The sequence below is a fragment of the Lacinutrix sp. WUR7 genome (genome assembly GCF_016864015.1).
Classification (GTDB): domain Bacteria; phylum Bacteroidota; class Bacteroidia; order Flavobacteriales; family Flavobacteriaceae; genus Oceanihabitans.
The window spans coordinates 918,666-940,015 of record NZ_CP045067.1 but is presented as its reverse complement, the minus strand read 5'-3'; the positions used below and the strand labels follow the sequence as shown (position 1 = coordinate 940,015).

The window sequence follows — 21,350 nt, the reverse complement described above, 5'->3', positions numbered from 1 at the left end:
AATTCCAGAGTTGTTCCTTAGAAAAATTCTGGAATTTTTTTGTTTTACAACTTTACAAAAAACAAGTATCTTTATAAAATGCAAGAAAAATTAAAAATAGCACTTATACAGTCCGATTTAGTTTGGGAAAACCCAAAAGAGAATAGAATGCATTTTACGGAAAAAATCACATCTATTTCGCAAGAAGTAGATCTCATTATTCTTCCAGAAATGTTTACTACAGGCTTTACCATGCATGCTTCCAATCTTGCAGAAAGCATGGAAGGAGAAAGCGTGAAATGGATGCTAGAAATGGCTAAAACAAGTAATGCTGCTATTGTTGGAAGCTTAATAATTACAGAAGACAACAAATACTACAACCGACTTTTATTTGTACATCCAGAAGGGAAAATAGAAATCTATGATAAGCGACATACCTTCACGCTTGCTGGAGAAGATAAAGTGTATCAAGCAGGAAATAAAAAAATAGTAGTAGCTTATAAAGGTTGGGAAATTTGCCCTTTGGTGTGTTACGATTTGCGTTTTCCGGTTTGGGCAAGAAACACCGAAGATTATGATTTATTATTGTATGTTGCCAATTGGCCAAAACCTAGAATTACTGCTTGGGATGCTTTGCTAAAAGCTAGAGCAATAGAAAACATGACGTATTGCGTTGGTGTAAATAGAGTAGGTTTAGATATTAACAATTACGAATATTCAGGAAGCTCGGCTGTTTACGATGTTTTAGGTGAAAAAATATCGAATATCGCTTTAGGTAAAGAGCAAACAGAAATAGTTTCTCTAGACAAAAATCATATAAAAAAATATCGAGACAGATTGCAGTTTTTAGGGGATAAAGATGCGTTTAATCTAATAGCGTAAATTCTTCTATTAAATCCCAACTAGACCTTATTTCTAATGCATTAGGGAAATGACTAATACGTTCTGCTTGGCGCTTTTTTAAATAGTTTCCAGAATCATATTTTTGATTTTTATTAGCATCAAAAATAACACGCAAATAATATTTTGCAGGATCTAGATGTCTAAAATCCAAAGGTTCTGGTTCTGTGCTATAAACTTCTGCTTTTATTTCACCTTTATCATCTGTTAATTGCGCTATTACAGGGTATTTAGCATTATTTAAAGTTATTCTTACATTACCATAATCCGCAAAGTTTTTTGTGCTTACTTTATAATTTAAAGTATCGTTTTTATTGTTAAAAAAATCGGTAAAAGCTTCTGGTAAAACTTGAATAGCATATTTGTTGTCTTCCGTTTTATCAAAAGCAAAAGAATAGGTGTTATTAAGTGTGTCTAATGCTGTTTTATATGCTACTTTTAGGGAGTCTTTATCTAAAATAGTAAGCTTTTGTTCGTTAAAATTTACCAACGGAATATTTGCTGTTAATTTAAAATCGTCTTTAAAGTTTAAACTTCCTTTCGTTATTGCTTCTATTTTTAAAGTATCTCTTGGCTGGTCGCTAATTTTAACTGTAAAATCTTCGCTGTAATTTTTGTTTTTCACAGTAAAAAGTAAAGAATCCGTATCTTTTAGTCTTGGTTTGTACCAGTAGTTTAAAGAATCTGTTTTGGCGTCTTTTGTAATGGTATGAATAAAATCTTCTGGCACTACAGAAGTAATATTAATTGCTGTGTTTTTATAATCTCCGCGGTAACCAAAAGCTATTTTTTCGCCAGCAACTAAACGTGGTCTAATTATAGTGAAATCTGCTTCTTCTTTAAATAGTTTTAGAGAAAAAGTAGAATCTGTTGGTACCGTAATATAATTTTTATAAAAACCTATTTTGTCTGTTAATTGCTGAAATTTATTGTCTTCATTAGCATCTTTTAAAGCAATAAGCATATACTTTCCTGCTTTTATGTTATCGATACTAAATGTAGTTGTGCTATCTAAAGTATTGGTTACATATTTTGGTAGTTTATTGTAAACAATAGAATCGTTAAAAGTAGAGTCTATCTCGTATAGACGTACAGAAACAAAATCATCTGGCTTACGTAAAATAGCATCAGAAATTTCACCTTTAACAGAAAGGGAATCGATATAACTTCCTGTCGATAAAATATATTTATAATAAGAATATGGGTTTTCTTCGTTGTTATCTGTTATGCTATTTCCAAAGTTAAAAGCATAGGTTGTATTATCTAGTAAGGTGTCGTTAATTTTAATAGTGATGTATTTACTTGCTGTACCAAGAGGCGTAACTTCTGGAGCAGGATCCATTGGTGGTGATATAATAAGTTGTTTGCTTAGGTTTTTAATTTTTACATACTCATCAAAATAGATCTTAATTTCTTTACCATTAAAATTTGTAGAATAATTTTCTGGAATAGATTTTACAATTTGAGGAGGAGTAACGTCCTTTGGTCCACCACTAGGATTTCCTCTATTAGCACAACTAACTATAATGAAGCCTATGGTTAGAATTAAAATTAAATTGGATAAGGTATTACGCATTTTAAATTTCATGATTTAGCACAAAGTAACAACATATTTATCATTGAACTCCTTTAAGCTTTTTATGTTTAAGCAAAATTTAACTTCAAAAGAACAATTTTTTAGTAAATAGAAAAAATTTAAATGCCCTACATCCATAAAATACTTAAGGTACTATTGCCATGGTTGCTATACTTATTTTAACATTTTGGGCTTTATTTAACACTTGTATGCAAGACTCTAACGTTGCTCCAGTAGTAATAATATCATCCACAAGTAAAATATGTTTGTTTTCTATTAATTCGGGATTTTCTAATGCAAAAAGTTCATGGTCTGCTTGCCAACGTGCAAATCGTCTTTTAGTCACTTGAGATTTTGTATTTGTTATTTTTATTAAAGATCTGTCATTGTAATCTACTTGCAAAGATTTTGCTATTTCTTGTCCAAATTTAGATACTTGATTATAACCTCTTTTTTTTAGCTTCTTTTTATGTAAAGGCACTGGGATAACAACATCTACTTCTTTAAAAGTATCTAATTCTTTTAATTCGTTACCAAGCCATTCTCCTAAAAAGGTACCTATTTCTTCATAACCTTTATATTTTAAATTATGAATAAGCTGTTGCACAACGCCTTTTTTTTCAAAACGAAGCAATGCTGTGGCCTGTTCTACTTTTGCACGACCATAAAACACTTTTTCTACAGTGCTATTTGCGTTAAAGTGATAATTCGTTACAGGAAAGTTGTGTCTGCAAGAAGTACAAATATATATTTCAGAATCTTGTAAGTGGGAATAGCATGCATAGCACACCTTTGGAAAGAACAAATCTATAACAGCCTGGAACATAGTATTAAACTTACAAAAAAATATTGTAAACGGTTAGAATAAATTACTTCAACAATTATTTCACCTACTTTATCGATTAAAATAAATTATACCAATCTAAATATCTAGCTTCGTATTGTAAAATAAATAATATGTTAGTTTTCCCTCAAACTTTTAACTACAGATTAATTATTGGTACATTGGTAATAGCAATTGCTGTTTTAGGATCTTATAGTCTTTCAACTTTTAATTCCTTTAAAAATCAAGAGGAATTTTTAGAACAAGAAATGAAACTTGTTCAACATGAATTAACAGAAATGATTTCTCTTTATAATGATGTTTCTATTGAAAACGACGTTGTAAATACAAAATTAAAAGATTCAAAGACAAAAATACAGGGCATTTTAAGTGCTGTAAAAAATACAAAAACCGATTTATCTTTAATATCTAAATATAGAAGTCAAATAAACGCTCTTAAAAACGAAAGAGAAGTTATTTTTGATCAAATAGATGCGCTTGTTCGCGATAATAATTCACTACACTCTCAAGTAGATTCTGTTTCTCAAAAAGTTGAAAATCAAAAGATCCAATTAGCTAGTTTAACAAAAAAGAATGAAAAGTTAAACACTATTATTAGTACAGCTGGAACGCTTAAAGTTGGTAATATAACTGCTGTAGCATTAAACACAACACATGCAGAAGTATACGAAACGGATAAATTAAGCGAAGCAGACCAAATTGAAGTGTGTATTTTATTGGAAGGTAATGCGTTGTCTAACAAAGGAAATAAAAATATTTACGTTCAAATTTTAGATATTAAAGATCAAATAGTTTCTGAAAGAGGTGTTCTTAATTATCAAGGAATGAAAATTGGGTATAGCGGAAAAACAACCATTAAAAATGTTTCCGAAAAAATTACAGCTTGTCTTAAAATTAGCATTAGAGACAAAGAAAAACTAAAACCAGGGAGTTATAATGTGGACGTATTTCAAAATGCTACCTTTTTAGGAAGCACATCAATAACACTAAATTAAAAAATAACTTATAATTTTATTAAAACCATTCCATTAATATGGAGTGGTTTTTTACTTTTGCAACCTATGGCAAATCAAGACGATCAATTTAAAAAAGTAATCTCTCATGCAAAAGAGTATGGTTACGTTTTCCAGAGTAGTGAAATTTACGATGGATTAAGTGCAGTATATGACTATGCTCAAAATGGAGCAGAGCTTAAAAAGAACATTCGCGACTACTGGTGGAAAGCCATGGTGCAAATGAATGATAATATAGTAGGAATAGATGCATCCATATTTATGCATCCTACAACATGGAAAGCTTCTGGCCACGTTGATGCTTTTAGTGATCCATTAATTGACAACAAAGATTCTAATAAAAGATATCGTGCAGATGTTTTAGTGGAAGATTATTGCGCTAAAATTGAAACGAAGATGGAAAAGGAAGTAAAAAAGGCGGAAAAGCGTTTTGGAGAATCCTTTAATAAAGAAGAATTTATTTCTACTAACGGAAGAGTTTTAGGATATCAAGAAAAAATAGATACGATTTTAAAACGCTTAGGGAAATCTCTGGAAGCGGAAGATTTAGCAGATGTGAAATTGCTAATTGAAGAATTAGAAATCGCAGATCCTTTAACGGGAAGTAGAAATTGGACAGACGTGAAGCAGTTTAACCTTATGTTTGGAACCAAACTAGGTGCTTCTGCAGAAACTGCAATGGATTTATACTTGCGTCCGGAAACAGCACAAGGAATTTTTGTAAACTTCTTGAATGTGCAAAAAACAGGAAGAATGAAAATTCCTTTTGGTATCGCACAAACAGGAAAAGCATTTAGAAACGAAATTGTTGCAAGACAGTTTATCTTTAGAATGCGTGAGTTTGAACAAATGGAAATGCAATTCTTTATTAAACCAGGAACACAAAAAGAATGGTTTGATAAATGGAAAGAAACCAGAATGAAATGGCATCTTTCTTTAGGAATGGGAGCAGAGAACTATCGTTTTCATGACCACGAAAAATTAGCACATTATGCAGATGCTGCAACAGATATTGAGTTTAAATTCCCTTTCGGATTTAAAGAATTAGAAGGAATTCACTCGCGTACCGATTTCGATTTAAAACAACACGAAGAATTTTCAGGTAAGAAGCTTCAGTATTTTGATCATGAAGAAAACAAAAGCTATACACCTTATGTTTTAGAAACTTCTATTGGTTTAGACAGAATGTTTTTAGCGGTGTTTTCTAATGCTTTAATGGAAGAAGAACTAGAAAACAATACTACAAGAACCGTTTTAAAATTACCAGCAGTTTTAGCTCCTGTAAAAGCAGCAATCTTTCCTTTAGTAAAAAAGGATGGTTTGCCAGAAGTAGCAAAACAAATTGTAGAAGATTTAAAATGGGATTTCAATGTTTTTTATGACGAAAAAGATGCCGTAGGAAAGCGTTACAGACGTCAAGATGCGAATGGAACACCATTTTGTATTACTGTAGATCATGAAACTTTAGAAAATAACACGGTTACTATAAGACATAGAGATACTATGGAACAAAAACGTGTAAAAATCGAAGATTTAAAAGACTTGATTAAAGCAGAGATCGATGTGAAACATTGGCTAATGAAAATGAAATAATCTCATTCCTTTGAAAAAAGGAATCTTATAAATAGAACGCTCAAGCAATAATTGTTTGAGCGTTTTTTTTTACTCCATCAAAGATTCACGAATATAATTTTTTGAAATTAAATAAAAAAACCAAGCCTGAAAGCTTGGGTTTTGTTTTGTAAAATATTCTTGTGCTTAAAATCTCCAACCAAAAGTTGCACCTAAACGTGGTACAAATTCACTTGCAATTATCTCGTTAGATTGAATAATATTTCTACCTACACCTCCAAATACTTCAAATAAGAATCCTTTTTTGCTAACAAATTTTCCGCCAACTGCCATTCCAAAAGCTAGATTGTTAGAGGTTTCGTCCGATGTGGTGTATTCGTATTGGTCAGAAATCATATTGTAATTGTATTCTTCATAGACATCATCTTGTACGTTATACATTCCAAAAGCTTCTAAGAAAAATCCCCAAGCATATTTGCTTGAAAAGTAACGTCTATAATATGGCGTGATGGCAAGTTTTTCGTTATAATAAATATCTTCCCCAGAATCGGTATCTCTTAAATTGATTAATACAGAAGCGCCTATAGAAGATTCTGAATCTAATAAATATTCATAAGAGACATCTATAGATTTAAACAAAATAAGATTAAAAGCATTTATCTTTATTTCACTGTGTTTTACTTTTTCTTCTTGTACATCTTCTTGCGCAAAAGTTGCAAAAGAGGTAAATAACAATAATCCTAAAAGGGCTTTTTTCATTTGTTTATTTTTAAATTATGTATTTGGTTAATCAAAAGTCATACCAACAGTAGATGCTGAAAAGATGAAAAGGTTGCGTCAAAAAGCTGTATTTATATTTGATCTTTGTACGCTAATAATCGTAATGCATTTATAACCACTATAACTGTGGATCCTTCATGAAACAAAACAGCGATTCCAATATTGGTTAGTCCTAAAATGGTAACAGGCACTAGTACGGCAACAACAGCTAAGCTTATAAAAATGTTTTCTTTTATAATTCGTTTGGATGCTCTACTTAATCCAATAACAAACGGTAAATTCTCAATTTTATCCGACATTAGTGCTACATCTGCAGTTTCTAAAGCGACATCGCTTCCTGCTGCTCCCATAGCAACACTAACGGTGCTTAAAGCCATGGCTGGAGCATCATTTACGCCATCACCAACCATAGCAATTTTTCCGTCTGTTGCTAGTAAGTTTTTAATAGCAGTAACTTTATCTTCTGGTAATAAGTTTCCTTTTGCTTCGGTTAAACCAATTTGTTTAGCAATAGCATCTCCAACATTTTGATGATCTCCAGTAAGCATAATCATTCGTTTTATACCAATAGCGCGCAGTTTTTTAAGTGTGTCTGCAGCTGTTTTTCTTGGGACATCCATTACGCTAAGGATACCAATAATTTCCTTTTTAAAAGCCACAAGCATTACGGTATGTCCGTTTTGTAATAGGCTATTCATTTTAGTGGTGACAATATTCGTTACTGTAATGCCTTCGTCCTGCATCAATTTTAAATTACCAATAAACACTTTAGAGGTGTTGTATGTGGCTGTAATTCCTTTTCCTTGTATTGCTTCAATGTTTTTTGCAATGCCTTTAAAACTTATGCTATGTAATTTCTCGATGTCTTTTGCAATTGCTTTTGCTAATGGATGATTACTTAAGCTTTCCACTTCTAAAACGATTTGTAAAAACTCCTGTTCTTCAAAATCATTTAGTGGGATGACGTTAGTCAATTTTGGTTTTCCTTCCGTTAAAGTTCCTGTTTTGTCAAAGGCAATAGTGGTAATACTTCCTAAATCTTCTAAAGCCTTTCCGCCTTTAATTAAAACCCCTTTTTGTGCAGCTCTTGCAATACCACTAAGTACAGCACTTGGTGTTGAAATGGCCAACGCACAAGGACTAGCGGCTACTAAAACCGTTATTGCTCTGTATAGACTTTCGTTAAAGGTTTCGTCTATAACTAGATATGCAAAACATAATAATACCACTACAATGATCACAATGGGAACGTACCATTTTTCAAATTTTTTGGTTAATCGTTGTGTTGGTGATTTCTGCGTTTCTACCTCACTTACCATTTTAATTAATCGGGCAACGGTAGAGTCTTGACTTCGTTTTAAAACAAGTATTTCAATGGTACTATCTCCATTTATTGTTCCAGAAAATGCGATATGTTTTTTGTCGATGTCTTTAAATTCTGGTAACTTATCTAAAGTCGTAATGGCAGTTTTATCCACAGGCATACTTTCTCCAGTAATTGGTGCTTGATTGATGCTACTGTTTCCGGTTATGATTACACCATCTGCTGCTATTTTGGTGTTTGGTTTTACAACGATTATGTCGCCAATTTTTAAACTTTCAATTGGTATTTCCATTAGCTGATTTCCTTTTTTAACCAATGCTGTTTTTGGCGATAAATCACTTAAAGCTTCAATAGATTTTTTAGCTTTATGCATCGCATAGTGTTCTAGGGCATGACCTAAACTAAATAAAAACAAAAGTAAAGCGCCTTCTGCCCAACTACCAATATAGGCTGCTCCAATAGCGGCAACAATCATTAAAAAATCAATATCAAAACCACCTTTTATGATTTTTTGATACGCTTCAATAGTTATAAAATAACCACCAAAAAAATAAGCGATAATATAACTGAAAACCGATGTCCAAGAAGGAGCATCGGTTAGCTTTTCAACAGTAAAACCAGTAATTAAAAAAACACCACATAGTATAGCGAAATACAGTTCTGTTTTTTTTCCAAAAATTAAATTATGGCTGTGGTTGTGTCCGTCATGGTTATGGTCCTCCATAGTATCTATTTTAAGTTTTGATTAGTGACTATGTCCGCTTTCACTATCATTTAAAAGCATGCTGTTGCCTTTTACTAAGATTTGTTTGTCTTTTAAAACTTCAGCATTTAGAATTTCGACATGCATTTCGGTTTGCTTTCCAAGCTCTAATTTAACTTTTTCTAATTGAAATTCTTCAGCATGTTGTTCTTCTAAAACTAAAACATAAAATGCGTCGCCAACTTCCATAATAGCTTCTTTTGGAAGTCCCATACTTTTCGTGCTATCCACAATAATATCTGCATCGACAAACATCCCAACAATAAAGTTTTCTTTATCATTATCTACGTGTCCATGCACTTTTACACGTCTCGTTTGTTCATCAATAGTGGTCCCAACTAAATGTACTTCTGCTTCAAAGGTTTTATTGGAAGCTTCAGGAATTGTAAACAGAATTTTCTGATCTTTTTTAATTTGCATAATGTCCTTTTCAAAGACCGATAATTCTAAATGAATATGGTCAATATCTACAATTTCCATAATAACATCGCTTGGTGAAACATAGGTTCCATTACTTACATAAACCTTAGTAACGTGTCCAGAAATTGGTGCATATAAATTTATAGTGGAAGAAATTCGTCCTTGTTCTACACTACTCGGATTCAGATTTAGCATTTGTAATTTCTTACGTAAACCATTATAATGCGCCAGGTTGCTTTTATAAGCACTTTCCGCTTTTAGATAGTTTTTTTCGGAAGTAATTTTTTCTTCAAACAATGTTTTTTGTCTGTGGTATTCCGATTTTAAATAATTTAATTGCTCTGCAACTTCCAAATAATTTTGCTGAAGCTCTACAAATTCTGGATTTTCCAGGGTTACTAAAAGTTGTCCTTTTTTTACACTATCTCCAATTAATAATGGTGTTTTTGTAATATAACCACCTGTAAAAGTCGTAACGCTAGATTTGTTTTTTGGCGGTACATCTATCATGCCGTTTACTTTTATGGTTTCGTTAAAATCGTACTCGGATAAGGAGCCAAATGCCATTTTTTCGCCTTCAAACTGTGCTTTTGTAATGGTAGTTTTGTTGTTATATGTTTCTGTTTCCGGAACTATTTCTGCTTTTTTTTCTGAATTTCCGCAGGCTACTAAAACCATTGAAAATAATAGGATATATATGTTTTTCATCTTTTTATAATGTTAAGTTGTTGATGGTAATTACGGTTTGGTTGTATTGATTTAATTGCTCTAAATAATTCAGCTGAATATCTTTTGCAGTCTCTAAACTTTGTATGTATTGAAAGAAATCGATTTCTCCTTCTTTAAAGGTTCTATTTGCTGTTTTTATAATTTCTTCGGAAAGCGTTTGTCCTTGCGTTTCATGATAAGTTATCGCTTCTTCATACTGCTGAAGCTTTGCTAATAAAGATTGATACTCCGCATTTAATTGCGTTTGATAATCTTGTTTTTGTTCTGCAATAACTTCTTGCGCAATTTTGGCTGCTTTAATTTTAGAACGTTGACCGCCAAACAGAATAGGAATTTTAATCCCTAATTGATAGCCTTTAATGTTATCGTTTAAACCACTGTTGGTACCTTGAAAATATTCGGCATTTAAGTCTGGAAGTACGCTTTGCTTTTCTAGTTTTGTTTGCGCTTGTTGATAATCCATAGACGCATCAAAAACGGATAAACTAGCATTTTTAGTGACCGATAATTGTTCGACTTCTAGTTTTTCAAGCAAACCATCTGCAATAGTAATAGAATCTACTTGTACTATTTTTTTAAGTTGCTCCCTATATAAAACAACTTCTTGAAGGGATTGTTTATAGCGTGTTTCTAGTTGTTTTTGTTTGGATTTTGCCGTAATCATTTCTAGATAATTCGTTTCTCCTAACTCAAAACGACGGGCTGCTTTTTTTGCAAAATCCCGATACAAACTATCTAAATATTTATAGTTTTCCGCTTTGTTTTTAGCATAGCTTAACTGGTAATAATTAGCATAAACTTGCTTTTTTAATTGCTGTAATTGCAAACTAAAATTGGCTTCTTGTACCTTTACTTTAGATTGGTTTACTTTCTTTTCGGCAAAATAAACCGTTGGAAATTTAAAACCTTGTGAGACGCCAAAAACTTTAAGTGGTTCGTTATTTATAGCTAAATTACTTTCATCATAATTATAATAAATACTGGTTTTGTCAAACAAAAAAGCCGAAGTTACCAAAGCATTGGATTGATCTATTTTTAAGTTTTCCGCTTTTAAATTTGCGTTATTTTCTATTGCTAATTCTAAAGTCTGTGCAATATTTAATGGTTTGTTTTGCGCCTGAATACTAAAAGTAAACAGCAAAACAATTACAGAAGCTATTGCTTTCTTATTCATTTTAAGTTCCTTTTTTTCTTCAAACCAAGCATATAAAATGGGCAAAACAACTAAGGTTAATAGGGTTGCAGTAACCAAACCACCAATAACAACCGTTGCTAAAGGACGTTGTACTTCTGCTCCAGCATTTGTAGAAATAGCCATAGGTAAAAATCCTAAAGCTGCGGCTGCTGCTGTTAGTAAAACAGGGCGTAAGCGCTCAGAGGTTCCTTTTTTGATGCGTTCATTAATATTAGAAAAACCTTCCGCTTTAAGCTCTTTAAAATGCTCGATTAATACAATTCCGTTTAGTACTGCAATTCCGAATAATGCTATAAAACCAACCCCTGCCGATATACTAAAAGGTAAATCTCTAATCCATAATAATAGAATACCACCTACTGCAGATAACGGAATCGCAGAATACACGATTAGTGCTTCTTTTATGGAATTAAAGGCAAAATAAAGTAATATAAATATTAAAACTAAAGCCACAGGAACTGCAACTAATAAGCGGTCTTTTGCACTTTGAAGGTTTTCAAATTGTCCGCCATAAGTAATGGTGTAACCAACAGGTAATTTTAACTTGCTCTCTATAATTTGTTGCACATCATTTACAACAGATTGTAAATCCCTGTTTCTAACATTAATACCAACCACAATGCGACGTTTGGTGTCGTCTCTAGATATTTGTGCAGGTCCCGTAGTGTAGCTAATTTCTGCTAATTCGCTAAGCGGAATTTTATTTCCGTTAGGCGTGTCTACATATAAGTTTTCTAGGCTTTCTATATTTTTTCTGTTATTTTCTTGAAGACGAAGTACTAGATCAAAACGTTTTTCGCCTTCAAAAACACTTCCTGCAGTTTTACCCGCAAATCCCATGGAAATCACATCGTTTAAATCGGAAATATTAAGTCCGTAACGTGCAATTTTACTTCTATTGAATTTTACACTCATTTGTGGCAATCCCTCTACTTTTTCCACCGAAATATCAGCAGCACCTTCCACATTTTCAATAAGTGTTTTAATTTCATTTGCTTTGGTGGCTAAAACAGTTAAATCTTCTCCAAAAATCTTAATGGCAACATCTGCACGAACACCAGTAACCAATTCATTAAATCGCATTTCAATGGGTTGTGTAAACTCTACTTCCATTCCTGGAATTACTGCCAAGGCTTCTTTAAATTTATCCGCCAATGCATCTTTGCTTTTAGCAGAGGTCCATTCTTTTTTAGGTTTCAGTTTAATAATCACGTCACTTTCTTCCATAGACATTGGATCTGTTGGTACTTCTGCAGCTCCAATACGCGTTACTACTTGGTCTACTTCTGGGAAATTATCTAAAAGAATTTGTTCTATTCTTGTTGTGATTTCTATCGTTCTTCCAAGCGATGTTCCCGTTTTTAAAACAGGTTGAATTACAAAATCGCCTTCATCTAAAGTAGGTACAAATTCACCTCCCATTTTACTAAAAATCCATACGCTGGAGGCTAATAAAATTGCGGATAATACAACGACTATTCTTTTATTAGATAAGGCCCAATGAATAACAGGTTGGTAGCCTTTATTTAAAAAGTTCATTAACCTAGCCGAAATGTTTTTTGCGGATTGCTTACTTGGTTTTAAAAACATCGATGAGACTACAGGAACATAGGTTAAACATAAAATCATGGCGCCAATTAAAGCAAAGCTGAAAGTCATTGCCATAGGCTTAAACATTTTACCTTCAATACCACTTAAAGATAGAATGGGAATAAATACGATTAAGATGATTAATTGTCCGAAAATAGCGGAATTCATCATTTTTGAAGCACTTTTTAGTGTTATTTGGTCAATTTCGGCTTGTTTTTCATTTTTGCTGATTTCAGAAAGATGTGCAGATTTGGACATGATTTGAAACGCAATAAATTCGACAATAATAACTGCGCCATCAATGATAATTCCAAAATCGATGGCACCTAAACTCATCAAGTTAGCATCTACTCCAAATTGACGCATCAAAATAATAGCAAATAATAAACTTAACGGAATCACCGATGCAACGACTAAACCAGAACGCCAATTACCGAGTAATAAAACCACCACAAAAATTACGATTAGCGATCCTAAAATTAAGTTTTCGGCAACGGTAAATGTGGTTTTGGCAATCAGTTCACTTCGCTCTAAAAAACCATTAATATAAACACCTTCTGGTAATGTGCTTTGTATGGATGCTACACGTTCTTTAACGGTATCAATAACTTCTTTAGAATTACCGTCTTTTAGCATCATGATTTGTCCTAATACTTTTTCGCCTTCTCCATTTCCGGTAATGGCCCCAAAACGGGTTGCACTTCCAAAGCCAACAGTAGCAACATCTTTAATGTAAATAGGCGTGCCGTCATTTTTAACAACAATGTTTTTAATATCTTCTAGTGAAGTTACCAATCCTTCACCACGAATAAAAAAGGCTTTGTTGTTTTTCTCAATATAACCACCACCAGAAACACTGTTATTTTTTTCTAACGCTTCATAAATTTCTGCGATAGTAATTTGCATAGCGGTTAGCTTGTTTGGGTTGATGGCAACTTCATATTGTTTTAAAAATCCGCCCCAAGTATTCACTTCAACCACTCCAGGAATTCCGGATAATTGACGTTTTACAACCCAATCTTGAATGGTACGTAAATCGGTTGTGGTGTATGTATCTTCATAACCCGGTTTTACGTCTAAAATGTATTGGTAGATTTCCCCTAAACCCGTAGTTATTGGTCCCATTTCTGGAGAACCAAAACCTTCAGGTATTTGCTCTGTAGCTGATTTGATCTTTTCAGCGATAAGCTGTCTTGGTAAAAAAGTGCCTAAATCATCGCTAAATACAATAGTAACAACAGATAACCCGAATTTGGAAACCGAACGAATTTCTTCAACTCCTGGTAAATTGGCCATTTCTAGCTCTACAGGATAGGTAATAAATTGCTCTACATCTTGTGTAGATAAATTGCGTGAAGTGGTAATAACCTGTACTTGGTTATTGGTAATGTCTGGCACTGCGCCAATTGGAATTTTGGTTAATGAAAAAATACCAAAGCCTACAATAAAGGCTGTAAATAGAAATATGATCAGCTTGTTTTTTAAGCTGAATCTTATGATGTTTTCTAACATAATTCATAATAATTAAGAAATAATAAATGCCTGTTTTAAGTTAACAGGGTTAAGCTCTAAATTAAATTATGCGTGTTTGGGTGGCTGAAAAACAGAGGTTTTTTCGGAATCTGTTATCGTTTCGTTGTAGTGAAAGTTAAAAGGAATTTCGATAAATTCGGGATAGGTAAACTCAAAATGATTAGCAATGCTAATAAAAGAAGTGTTGATGTGTGTGCACATGTGATGACTGTCCTTAAATGGTAAGCCTTCATGTTCTTTATGATCGTTTCCATGTGCTTCTTTAGCATCTCCATAATGTTCTGCTAAAAATTGAAAAAACGAATCGCCGTACATTTCTTTATGAAATTCGGCATGGTCTAGCAATACATTAAACTTAGAAAAATCTTCTAGGTTTATGTTGAAACTCTGAAAGAGAATCAAAAATGAATATGTAATTGCTAAAACTTTATTCATAATACATGCTAAATTACAAAATTAGCAGAATCAAACGGTAACAAAGGTTACAAAAGGTTAAAAATAAGCTTTTAACTGAATATTTCCGGTGTGTATGGTTTTACTAGTTTCTGTGTTTCTACCAAAATAGCTTAGGTTTAAATCTAGATATTTGGTTAGTTTTTTTTGTGCTAAAAAGGACCAAGTAAAGTTTTTTCCAGGTTGTAAACCTTCTAGCATTTGGTAGGCCACGGGAGAATTAGCATTTCCAGTAAATGTATTGGCAAAATAGTTGAACTCTCCAGATATTGCCATTTGTTGCTTGCTTGAAAAAGAGAAGGAAGCACCATATTTTTGTTGTTGTAACGTCTCTAAATCACCGATGGTATTGTCTTTGTTGGTGTATTGGTAAAATATATCAAAACGAGTATTGTCATTTAATAAGTAAGAAAGCTTCGGGTTTAATTGTGTTTCTTCAATCGTGTAATTTTTACTTGTATAGTTTTCGCTTTTACTTTCGTTGGTATTAAAACTCGTTAAAAGATTTGCTAGCCAATTGGTTGCGAATTTATGATTAAAAAGCAGTTGATGACTTTTAGATTTTGCTTCCAAAGAGCCTATGGTTAGAAGGTTCCTAGCGCTATTGGATAAAAAAGTATACGATGTTGTGTACTGCTGTTTTCCTCTATTAAAAAAGAAAACGTTTCTAAAATTAGACTGCAAACCTAGACGTTTTTCTTTATCATCACTAAAAGGGTTGAGGTTAAAAGAATTACCATCGCGTTTTTGTTTGTTATCTGTTAAATACGAGGTTTGATTATAAAAACGGGAAAGAATTTTCTTGAAATTATTTTCACTTGTAGACCATTGTTGTGGGTTAAGCGTAAGTGTTTGACTAAATCTATTTTGATGGGTTTTTACAAACACTTGGTTAGGAAGTAATACTCTTATGTAGGTACCTTGATCGGTAAATTGTGCAATTTCAAATTCCTCTAATTCTTGAATTCCATTGTTGTTATAATCAATCCAAGTATAAGCACCTTGTCCAGCTTCTACTTCAATATAGGTGAATTCTTGTTGTGCTAAGGTTCCAGAATTGGTTTCGTAAACGGTATTCCAGTGTATTATGTTTTTGAATAATTTCTGACTGAATTGCATTCTAGAGTTTAAAGATTCTTCGTTATCTAAAGCAGCATCCACATTTTTTAGTGTTCTGTAATTTGCGTAAAGCGATAGATTGGTATTCCTGTTTTGAATAATTCTAGAATCTATATAATAGGTGTTCGAGCTATTTACTTTTTGAAGATTGGAAGCTACTAAACTATCATTGATCCTGTGTTTGTAACCAACTTCTGCAAAAATTTTGGTGCTATCTCCAATTCCGGTAAAAACTTCATACGATTTGTAGCGCTGACTTAATGCAGTAAAAGAATCGGTTTCAATGCTTTTTTGTTCGTTGTTTTCGAACGCTAGTTTTGTGCCAACCCAAGCATTTTTTAAACTATAAGTAATGCGATTATAGCTTCGTAAAAAAGTAGAAGTATTTATGTTTGATTCTGCATTTAATACACTAGAGTTGGAAAGTATTTGCCATTTATTAAGTTTTAAGTCCCCAAAAAGGATGTGTCTGCTTCCGTTAAAGTTTTCCGAATAATTTAAATACTCAAACTGGTATTTTCCGAATCCTTTTTCATGATGTAATGCTTGTACTCCGGAAGCAAAAAGAGTTTGATTCCCATTATTAATTACATTTTGATTGCTGGTTGGTTGTTCAATATTCCAATCGCGAATAAATTCGGCATTATACAAACGCTCAATGGTTCTAAAATTTTCTTGAATGTAGTTGGCATCTGCAAATGCGTTATAATTCCAGAGGCTATCTTTTTTAACAATGGCTTGTTCTACTTTTATTTTGGCAGCAAAACCATCATTATTAGCATCATCAATATTAGAAAATAGGTTTAAATCGTTTTTACTTCCAGCAACTTCAAAACCAATATTTGTTTTTTCGCTTGGTGCATAAATTCCGTTAACAACGGCGATTTGTAATTTATTGGGAGCAACCAGTTTTGTAATAGGTTGGTAATTTCCTTGGCCTATGCCAATATATTCATAAATAGTGCTGATGGCATTTATACTACTCACTATATAATCTCCTTGATTTTCTCCAACCAAAGAAAAGTTTACGCTAAATAATTCATCGTCTTCATTATTAGAAAACACAAAGGTTTCCACGCCATTTACGATTTCCTTTTTATATAAAATCCTGTTTTCGTTATAGGCTTCAGGAGTTGCAGAAGGAGCATTCATAAGTGTTTCATCATCTCCAGCATTTGCTAGGATTTCTACTTGTTCTGTAGATAGATTTTGCTGTAGCGGATTGTTTTTTGCATCATTTTCGCTATAAATAGAAACACCAAGTTTTAGTTTTTCGCTTTCGTAATTACTTCCTCCATAAACCACTAATCTAGAATAGTTTCGTTCGCTATATTGATAATCTACAGTAATTCGCATTTCGCTGGTAATAGGAAATGTGGAGTTGAAAATAATTTCGCCAGCATTATAGTTTATAATGTAATCGTTGTTTTCTCCGCGTTCTAGAGCAATTCCGTTAACGTAAACAATTTCACTACCAGAAACTACAAGTACAAATAATTCGCCACTAGGACCACGAAGTTTATACGGACCTTGATTCCCTTCTTGTGCGGTAAATTGGCTAGAAGTAAACTGTCCTCTAACAATGGCACCTGCGGCAAAAATATTGGTTTTAGAATCGGAATGATTTATAGTTGCGCCAAGCGAAAGCCCTTGTACGCGTTTCGAAAAATTAGTAAAAGCAGATCGTGTATTTTGAAGATCTACGTCACCAGCGCGAATTTTCCAATTATCACTAAAAAGTTCTACAAAAACTTGATCAAATTCATCTAATCGTTGGGAGTAACCACTTTCTTGTAAAGGTATATTCGCATCTTGAATAGAAGCTCTTAAGGAAACTTTGTCATTCAGTTTTCCTGTGATTTGTAAGTCTAATTCGCTGTTTAAAACCGAGTTTTGATTGTTTCCAATAATAACACCACGAGAAATACTTCCGGAAGTGGTTAAACCATCAAAAGGGGTAAAAGTATTGGTTTCGCTAGATTGCTTTATTTTGTATAATTGCTGTTGGTTTTCGGTGCTTTGTACAATGATTTTATCGTCTAGCTGCTTATAGGTTTTAGTTAAAAATTCTGGGTATTTTAAATAATCAATAATTATAGAATCTGTTTCTATCGGTTTTTTAAAAGTAAGGACGGCTTTTTCAAAATCTATGGTATAGTATGTAGAATCTATTACCGAATTGTCTTTTCTTTTAATACTAAAGTGCGCCGAATTTATACTCACACTATCTATGGCAATAGTATCTTTTACCACAACGGTTTTCGTTTTGTAGTTAGATTCTTGATCTTGTGCAAAAGCAGCAAAACCAATAAAAAATATAAAAAGAAAGTAAATAAACTTCATGCGATACTAAAACTGCAAAATACCTAAAATATTTTGTTGATAGTTTTTTGTTAAAAGGACATTAATATAATAGTGTAAATGTAAAGCATTATTTATTTTAGCTGAAACATAACTTTTTTAAAATAAAAATCTCTTGAAAATAATCTCATACAACGTAAACGGAATTCGTGCAGCACTAAAAAAAGACTTTATAGGATGGCTTAAAGCTGCAGATCCAGATGTGATTTGTTTGCAAGAAATAAAAGCAATGGAAGAGCAACTGGATATAGATGTTTTTGTTGAAGCTGGTTACAAGTATAATTATTGGTTTTCTGCACAAAAGAAAGGATATAGTGGAGTTGCTATTTTAAGTAAAACCGAACCAGATCATGTGGAGTTTGGAACCGGGATAGAATCTATGGATTTTGAAGGGCGTAACATTCGTGCCGATTTTAACGGTGTTTCTGTAATGAGTTTATATTTGCCGTCGGGAACCAATAATGCAAGATTGGAGCATAAGTTAGAATATATGGACATGTTTCAAGACTATATAAATAACCTAAAAAAAGAAATACCTAACCTAGTTATTTGTGGTGATTATAATATATGTCATGAAGAAATAGATATTCATAACCCAAAGATGAAAGGAGTTTCTGGTTTTCTTCCTATAGAAAGAGAATGGATTGGTAGTTTTATTGATAGCGGATTTACGGATGCTTTTCGTTTTATTCATCCTGAAAAACAAGCATATAGCTGGTGGAGTTATCGTGCAAATTCTAGAGCAAATAATAAAGGATGGCGATTAGACTACATGATGGTTTCTAATCCGATAAAAGAAAAAATAAAAAGAAGCGTTATCCTTCAAGAAGCTGTGCATAGTGATCATTGTCCAGTTTTAGTAGAAATAGAAAATTAGTTGTCCGTTTACAGTTGCAGTTATCAGAATAACACTTCTGCAAACAGGATACGGAGACTGAAAATTTTATAATTAGTAAACCCAAATATAATATGAAAAGTAAAATAGTATTAATAGCAATTGCCACAATTTTAATCTCATCATGTGTTTCGCCTAAAGTCTATAAAGATTTAGAAAGTAAGTATGCACACTTGAAAAAGGAGAACAGAAAACTTTCTGATGAAAACGAATCGCTATTAGGAGCAAATAATAAAACCGAAAACGACTACGCAAAATTGAAAAGCGATTATGATGCAGCTATTGCAAATCGAGATAAATTGCAAGCAGATTACAATGCGTCTAAAACGAATCTTGAAAATTTAAAAGCTTCTTATGATGCTTTAGAAAAAAATAGTTCTGCTTCATTAGCCGAAAATTCTCAAAAAAACAGAGAGTTATTAGCGCAATTAGAGGCTAAAGAACAAGCTTTACAAGCAGAAAATACTAGACTTGAAAAATTGAAAAGCGAATTAGAACAACGTTCTAATAGAGTTGCGGAATTAGAAAATGTGATAGCATCCAAAGATGCAGCAATGACGCAATTAAAAAATGCAATCTCTAAAGCTTTAACCGATTTTGAAGGAAAGGGTTTAACCGTAGAACAACGTGACGGAAAAGTATATGTGTCTATGGAAAACAAACTGCTTTTTCAATCTGGTAGTTGGGCAGTTGGTGTACAAGGAAAAAAAGCCGTACAACAATTAGGGACTGTTCTAGGTGAAAATCCGGAAATAGCAGTTTTAATAGAAGGACATACAGATAATGTGCCATATACAGGAACTGGTCAGATTTCTGGAAATTGGGATTTATCTACCAAACGTGCTACAGCCATTGTAAATATATTAAGAGAAAATAATGCGATTAATCCGGAAAATTTAACCGCAGCTGGAAGAGGAGAATTTGCTCCAATTGCAGGTAATGATACTGCCGAAGGTAAAGCAAAAAACAGAAGAATTGAAGTTATTTTGACTCCGAAGTTAGATGAAGTATCAAAACTTTTAAAAGATATTTAGTGTCATTGCGAGGAGTATTAACGACGTGGCAATCTGTTAAAATAAACGTTTAATTAAAATGAGATTCCTGCTTTCGCAGGAACTAAAAGATGAAATACACAACACTACCAAACACCAATATTAAAGTAAGTAAAATTTGTTTAGGTACCATGACTTGGGGAAACCAAAACACCCAAGATGAAGGTTTTGAGCAAATGGATTATGCCTTAGATCAAGGAGTCAACTTTTTTGATACTGCAGAATTGTATCCGGTTCCGGCAACAGCCGAAACCTATGCCGAAACAGAACGTATTATTGGTAACTGGTTTAAGAAAACAGGAAATAGAGATAAAGTAGTCTTGGCATCCAAGATTGCGGGCCCTGGAGATTATACGGCACACGTTAGAACCAATGGGTTTCAGCCCGAAGCGATTAAAGATGCCGTAAATAAAAGTTTAGAGCGTTTGCAAACAGATTATATCGATCTGTATCAATTACATTGGCCAGAAAGACAAACCAATACTTTTGATACTAGAGATTATGTGCATAACCCAAATGACAAGTGGCAGGATAATTTTAATGAAGTCTTACATACTTTAGATGAAATAATAAAAGAAGGAAAAATTCGTCAAGTAGGAATTTCTAATGAAAAAGCTTGGGGAACCATGCGTTATTTAGAAGAGTCTAAAAAGCATAGTCTACCAAGAATGGTAACCATTCAAAACGCATACTCTTTACTTAATCGTGTTTTTGAGGGAGATATGGCAGAAATTGCAATGCGAGAAAATATAGGTTTATTAGCATATTCCCCAATGGCTTTTGGTGTGTTATCTGGAAAGTATATAAAAGGTACAGCGGCAGACAATGCAAGGCTGAAATTATTTCCAAGATTTAAAAGATATAGTAGTGATTCTTGTACAAAAGCTGCTAAGCAGTATTTAAAAATAGCAGAAGAAAATAATATGAGTCTCGCGCAAATGTCTTTAGCGTTTGTAACACAACAGCCTTTTGTTACCAGTAATATAATTGGAGCTACTACAATGACGCAATTAAAAGAGAATATTAATAGTATTCATGTCGAGTTAAATAATGATATTTTAAAGCAGATAAAATCGGTTCATGATGCAATTCCAAATCCAACGGCATAACCTGTTTGCAGAAACCCCTTACTTGTTAATATTTTAAACTTTTTATCGTGAAAATAGGTATTTAATCTATTAAAGTAAAGTTAATTTATTAGGGATAATCTTTTTTTATACTTTAGGAAATTAATTGAGACATCATAGTTTAT

14 protein-coding genes are annotated in these 21,350 nt (G+C 32.8%); 6 read left to right on the top strand and 8 right to left on the bottom strand.

From position 1 onward, the window contains the following. Positions 1–78: 78 nt before the first annotated feature. The gene (locus tag FG167_RS04165; protein WP_203460168.1) at positions 79–861 is read left to right on the top strand and encodes an amidohydrolase; all 783 of its coding nucleotides are present in this window, start codon (positions 79–81) and stop codon (positions 859–861) included. Here FG167_RS04165 and FG167_RS04160 read toward each other — a convergent pair. Beyond that, entirely contained in the window at positions 845–2,467 is a 1,623-nt protein-coding gene (locus tag FG167_RS04160) for an Ig-like domain-containing protein (protein ID WP_239004439.1), read from the bottom strand. The genes FG167_RS04165 and FG167_RS04160 overlap by 17 nt on opposite strands. Positions 2,468–2,600: 133 nt before the next feature. After that, the gene (locus FG167_RS04155; protein ID WP_203460167.1) at positions 2,601–3,281 is read right to left on the bottom strand and encodes a ComF family protein; all 681 of its coding nucleotides are present in this window, start codon (positions 3,279–3,281) and stop codon (positions 2,601–2,603) included. Between the two features lie 131 nt (positions 3,282–3,412). Between FG167_RS04155 and FG167_RS04150 the strand changes: the two genes are divergently transcribed. Next, the gene (locus FG167_RS04150; protein WP_203460166.1) at positions 3,413–4,294 is read left to right on the top strand and encodes a hypothetical protein; all 882 of its coding nucleotides are present in this window, start codon (positions 3,413–3,415) and stop codon (positions 4,292–4,294) included. A gap of 66 nt (positions 4,295–4,360) precedes the next feature. After that, a complete protein-coding gene (locus tag FG167_RS04145) occupies positions 4,361–5,905 on the top strand; it encodes a glycine--tRNA ligase (protein ID WP_203460165.1) in 1,545 nt (514 codons plus the stop codon). A 165-nt stretch (positions 5,906–6,070) separates the two neighbouring features. On the opposite strand, the gene FG167_RS04140 is transcribed toward FG167_RS04145, so the two are convergent. The 6 genes from FG167_RS04140 to FG167_RS04115 form a co-directional block, all read right to left on the bottom strand. Beyond that, the gene (locus FG167_RS04140) at positions 6,071–6,643 is read right to left on the bottom strand and encodes a DUF3575 domain-containing protein (protein WP_203460164.1); all 573 of its coding nucleotides are present in this window, start codon (positions 6,641–6,643) and stop codon (positions 6,071–6,073) included. Positions 6,644–6,735: 92 nt separating this feature from the next. Next, positions 6,736–8,712, bottom strand: a complete 1,977-nt coding sequence (locus tag FG167_RS04135) for a heavy metal translocating P-type ATPase (protein ID WP_203460163.1) — start codon at positions 8,710–8,712, stop codon at positions 6,736–6,738. A gap of 21 nt (positions 8,713–8,733) precedes the next feature. Further along, a complete protein-coding gene (locus FG167_RS04130) occupies positions 8,734–9,879 on the bottom strand; it encodes an efflux RND transporter periplasmic adaptor subunit (RefSeq protein ID WP_203460162.1) in 1,146 nt (381 codons plus the stop codon). A 4-nt stretch (positions 9,880–9,883) separates the two neighbouring features. Continuing rightward, positions 9,884–14,197, bottom strand: a complete 4,314-nt coding sequence (locus tag FG167_RS04125; protein WP_203460161.1) for a CusA/CzcA family heavy metal efflux RND transporter — start codon at positions 14,195–14,197, stop codon at positions 9,884–9,886. Between the two features lie 66 nt (positions 14,198–14,263). Next, a complete protein-coding gene (locus FG167_RS04120; protein WP_203460160.1) occupies positions 14,264–14,653 on the bottom strand; it encodes a hypothetical protein in 390 nt (129 codons plus the stop codon). Between the two features lie 57 nt (positions 14,654–14,710). After that, on the bottom strand, positions 14,711–18,133 hold the full coding sequence (locus tag FG167_RS04115) for a hypothetical protein (protein ID WP_203460159.1): 3,423 nt from the start codon (positions 18,131–18,133) through the stop codon (positions 14,711–14,713). A 133-nt stretch (positions 18,134–18,266) separates the two neighbouring features. Here FG167_RS04115 and FG167_RS04110 point away from each other — a divergent pair, with 133 nt between their 5' ends. From FG167_RS04110 to FG167_RS04100, 3 genes are all read left to right on the top strand, one after another. After that, complete coding sequence (locus tag FG167_RS04110; protein ID WP_203460158.1) at positions 18,267–19,028, top strand: exodeoxyribonuclease III; 762 nt, start codon at positions 18,267–18,269, stop codon at positions 19,026–19,028. 92 nt (positions 19,029–19,120) lie between these two features. After that, positions 19,121–20,080 carry an OmpA family protein gene (locus FG167_RS04105; RefSeq protein ID WP_203460157.1) on the top strand — a complete coding sequence of 320 codons (960 nt, stop codon included), beginning with the start codon at positions 19,121–19,123 and terminating at the stop codon, positions 20,078–20,080. Positions 20,081–20,169: 89 nt separating this feature from the next. Further along, positions 20,170–21,207, top strand: a complete 1,038-nt coding sequence (locus FG167_RS04100) for an aldo/keto reductase (RefSeq protein WP_203460156.1) — start codon at positions 20,170–20,172, stop codon at positions 21,205–21,207. The last annotated feature ends 143 nt before the right edge of the window (positions 21,208–21,350 follow it).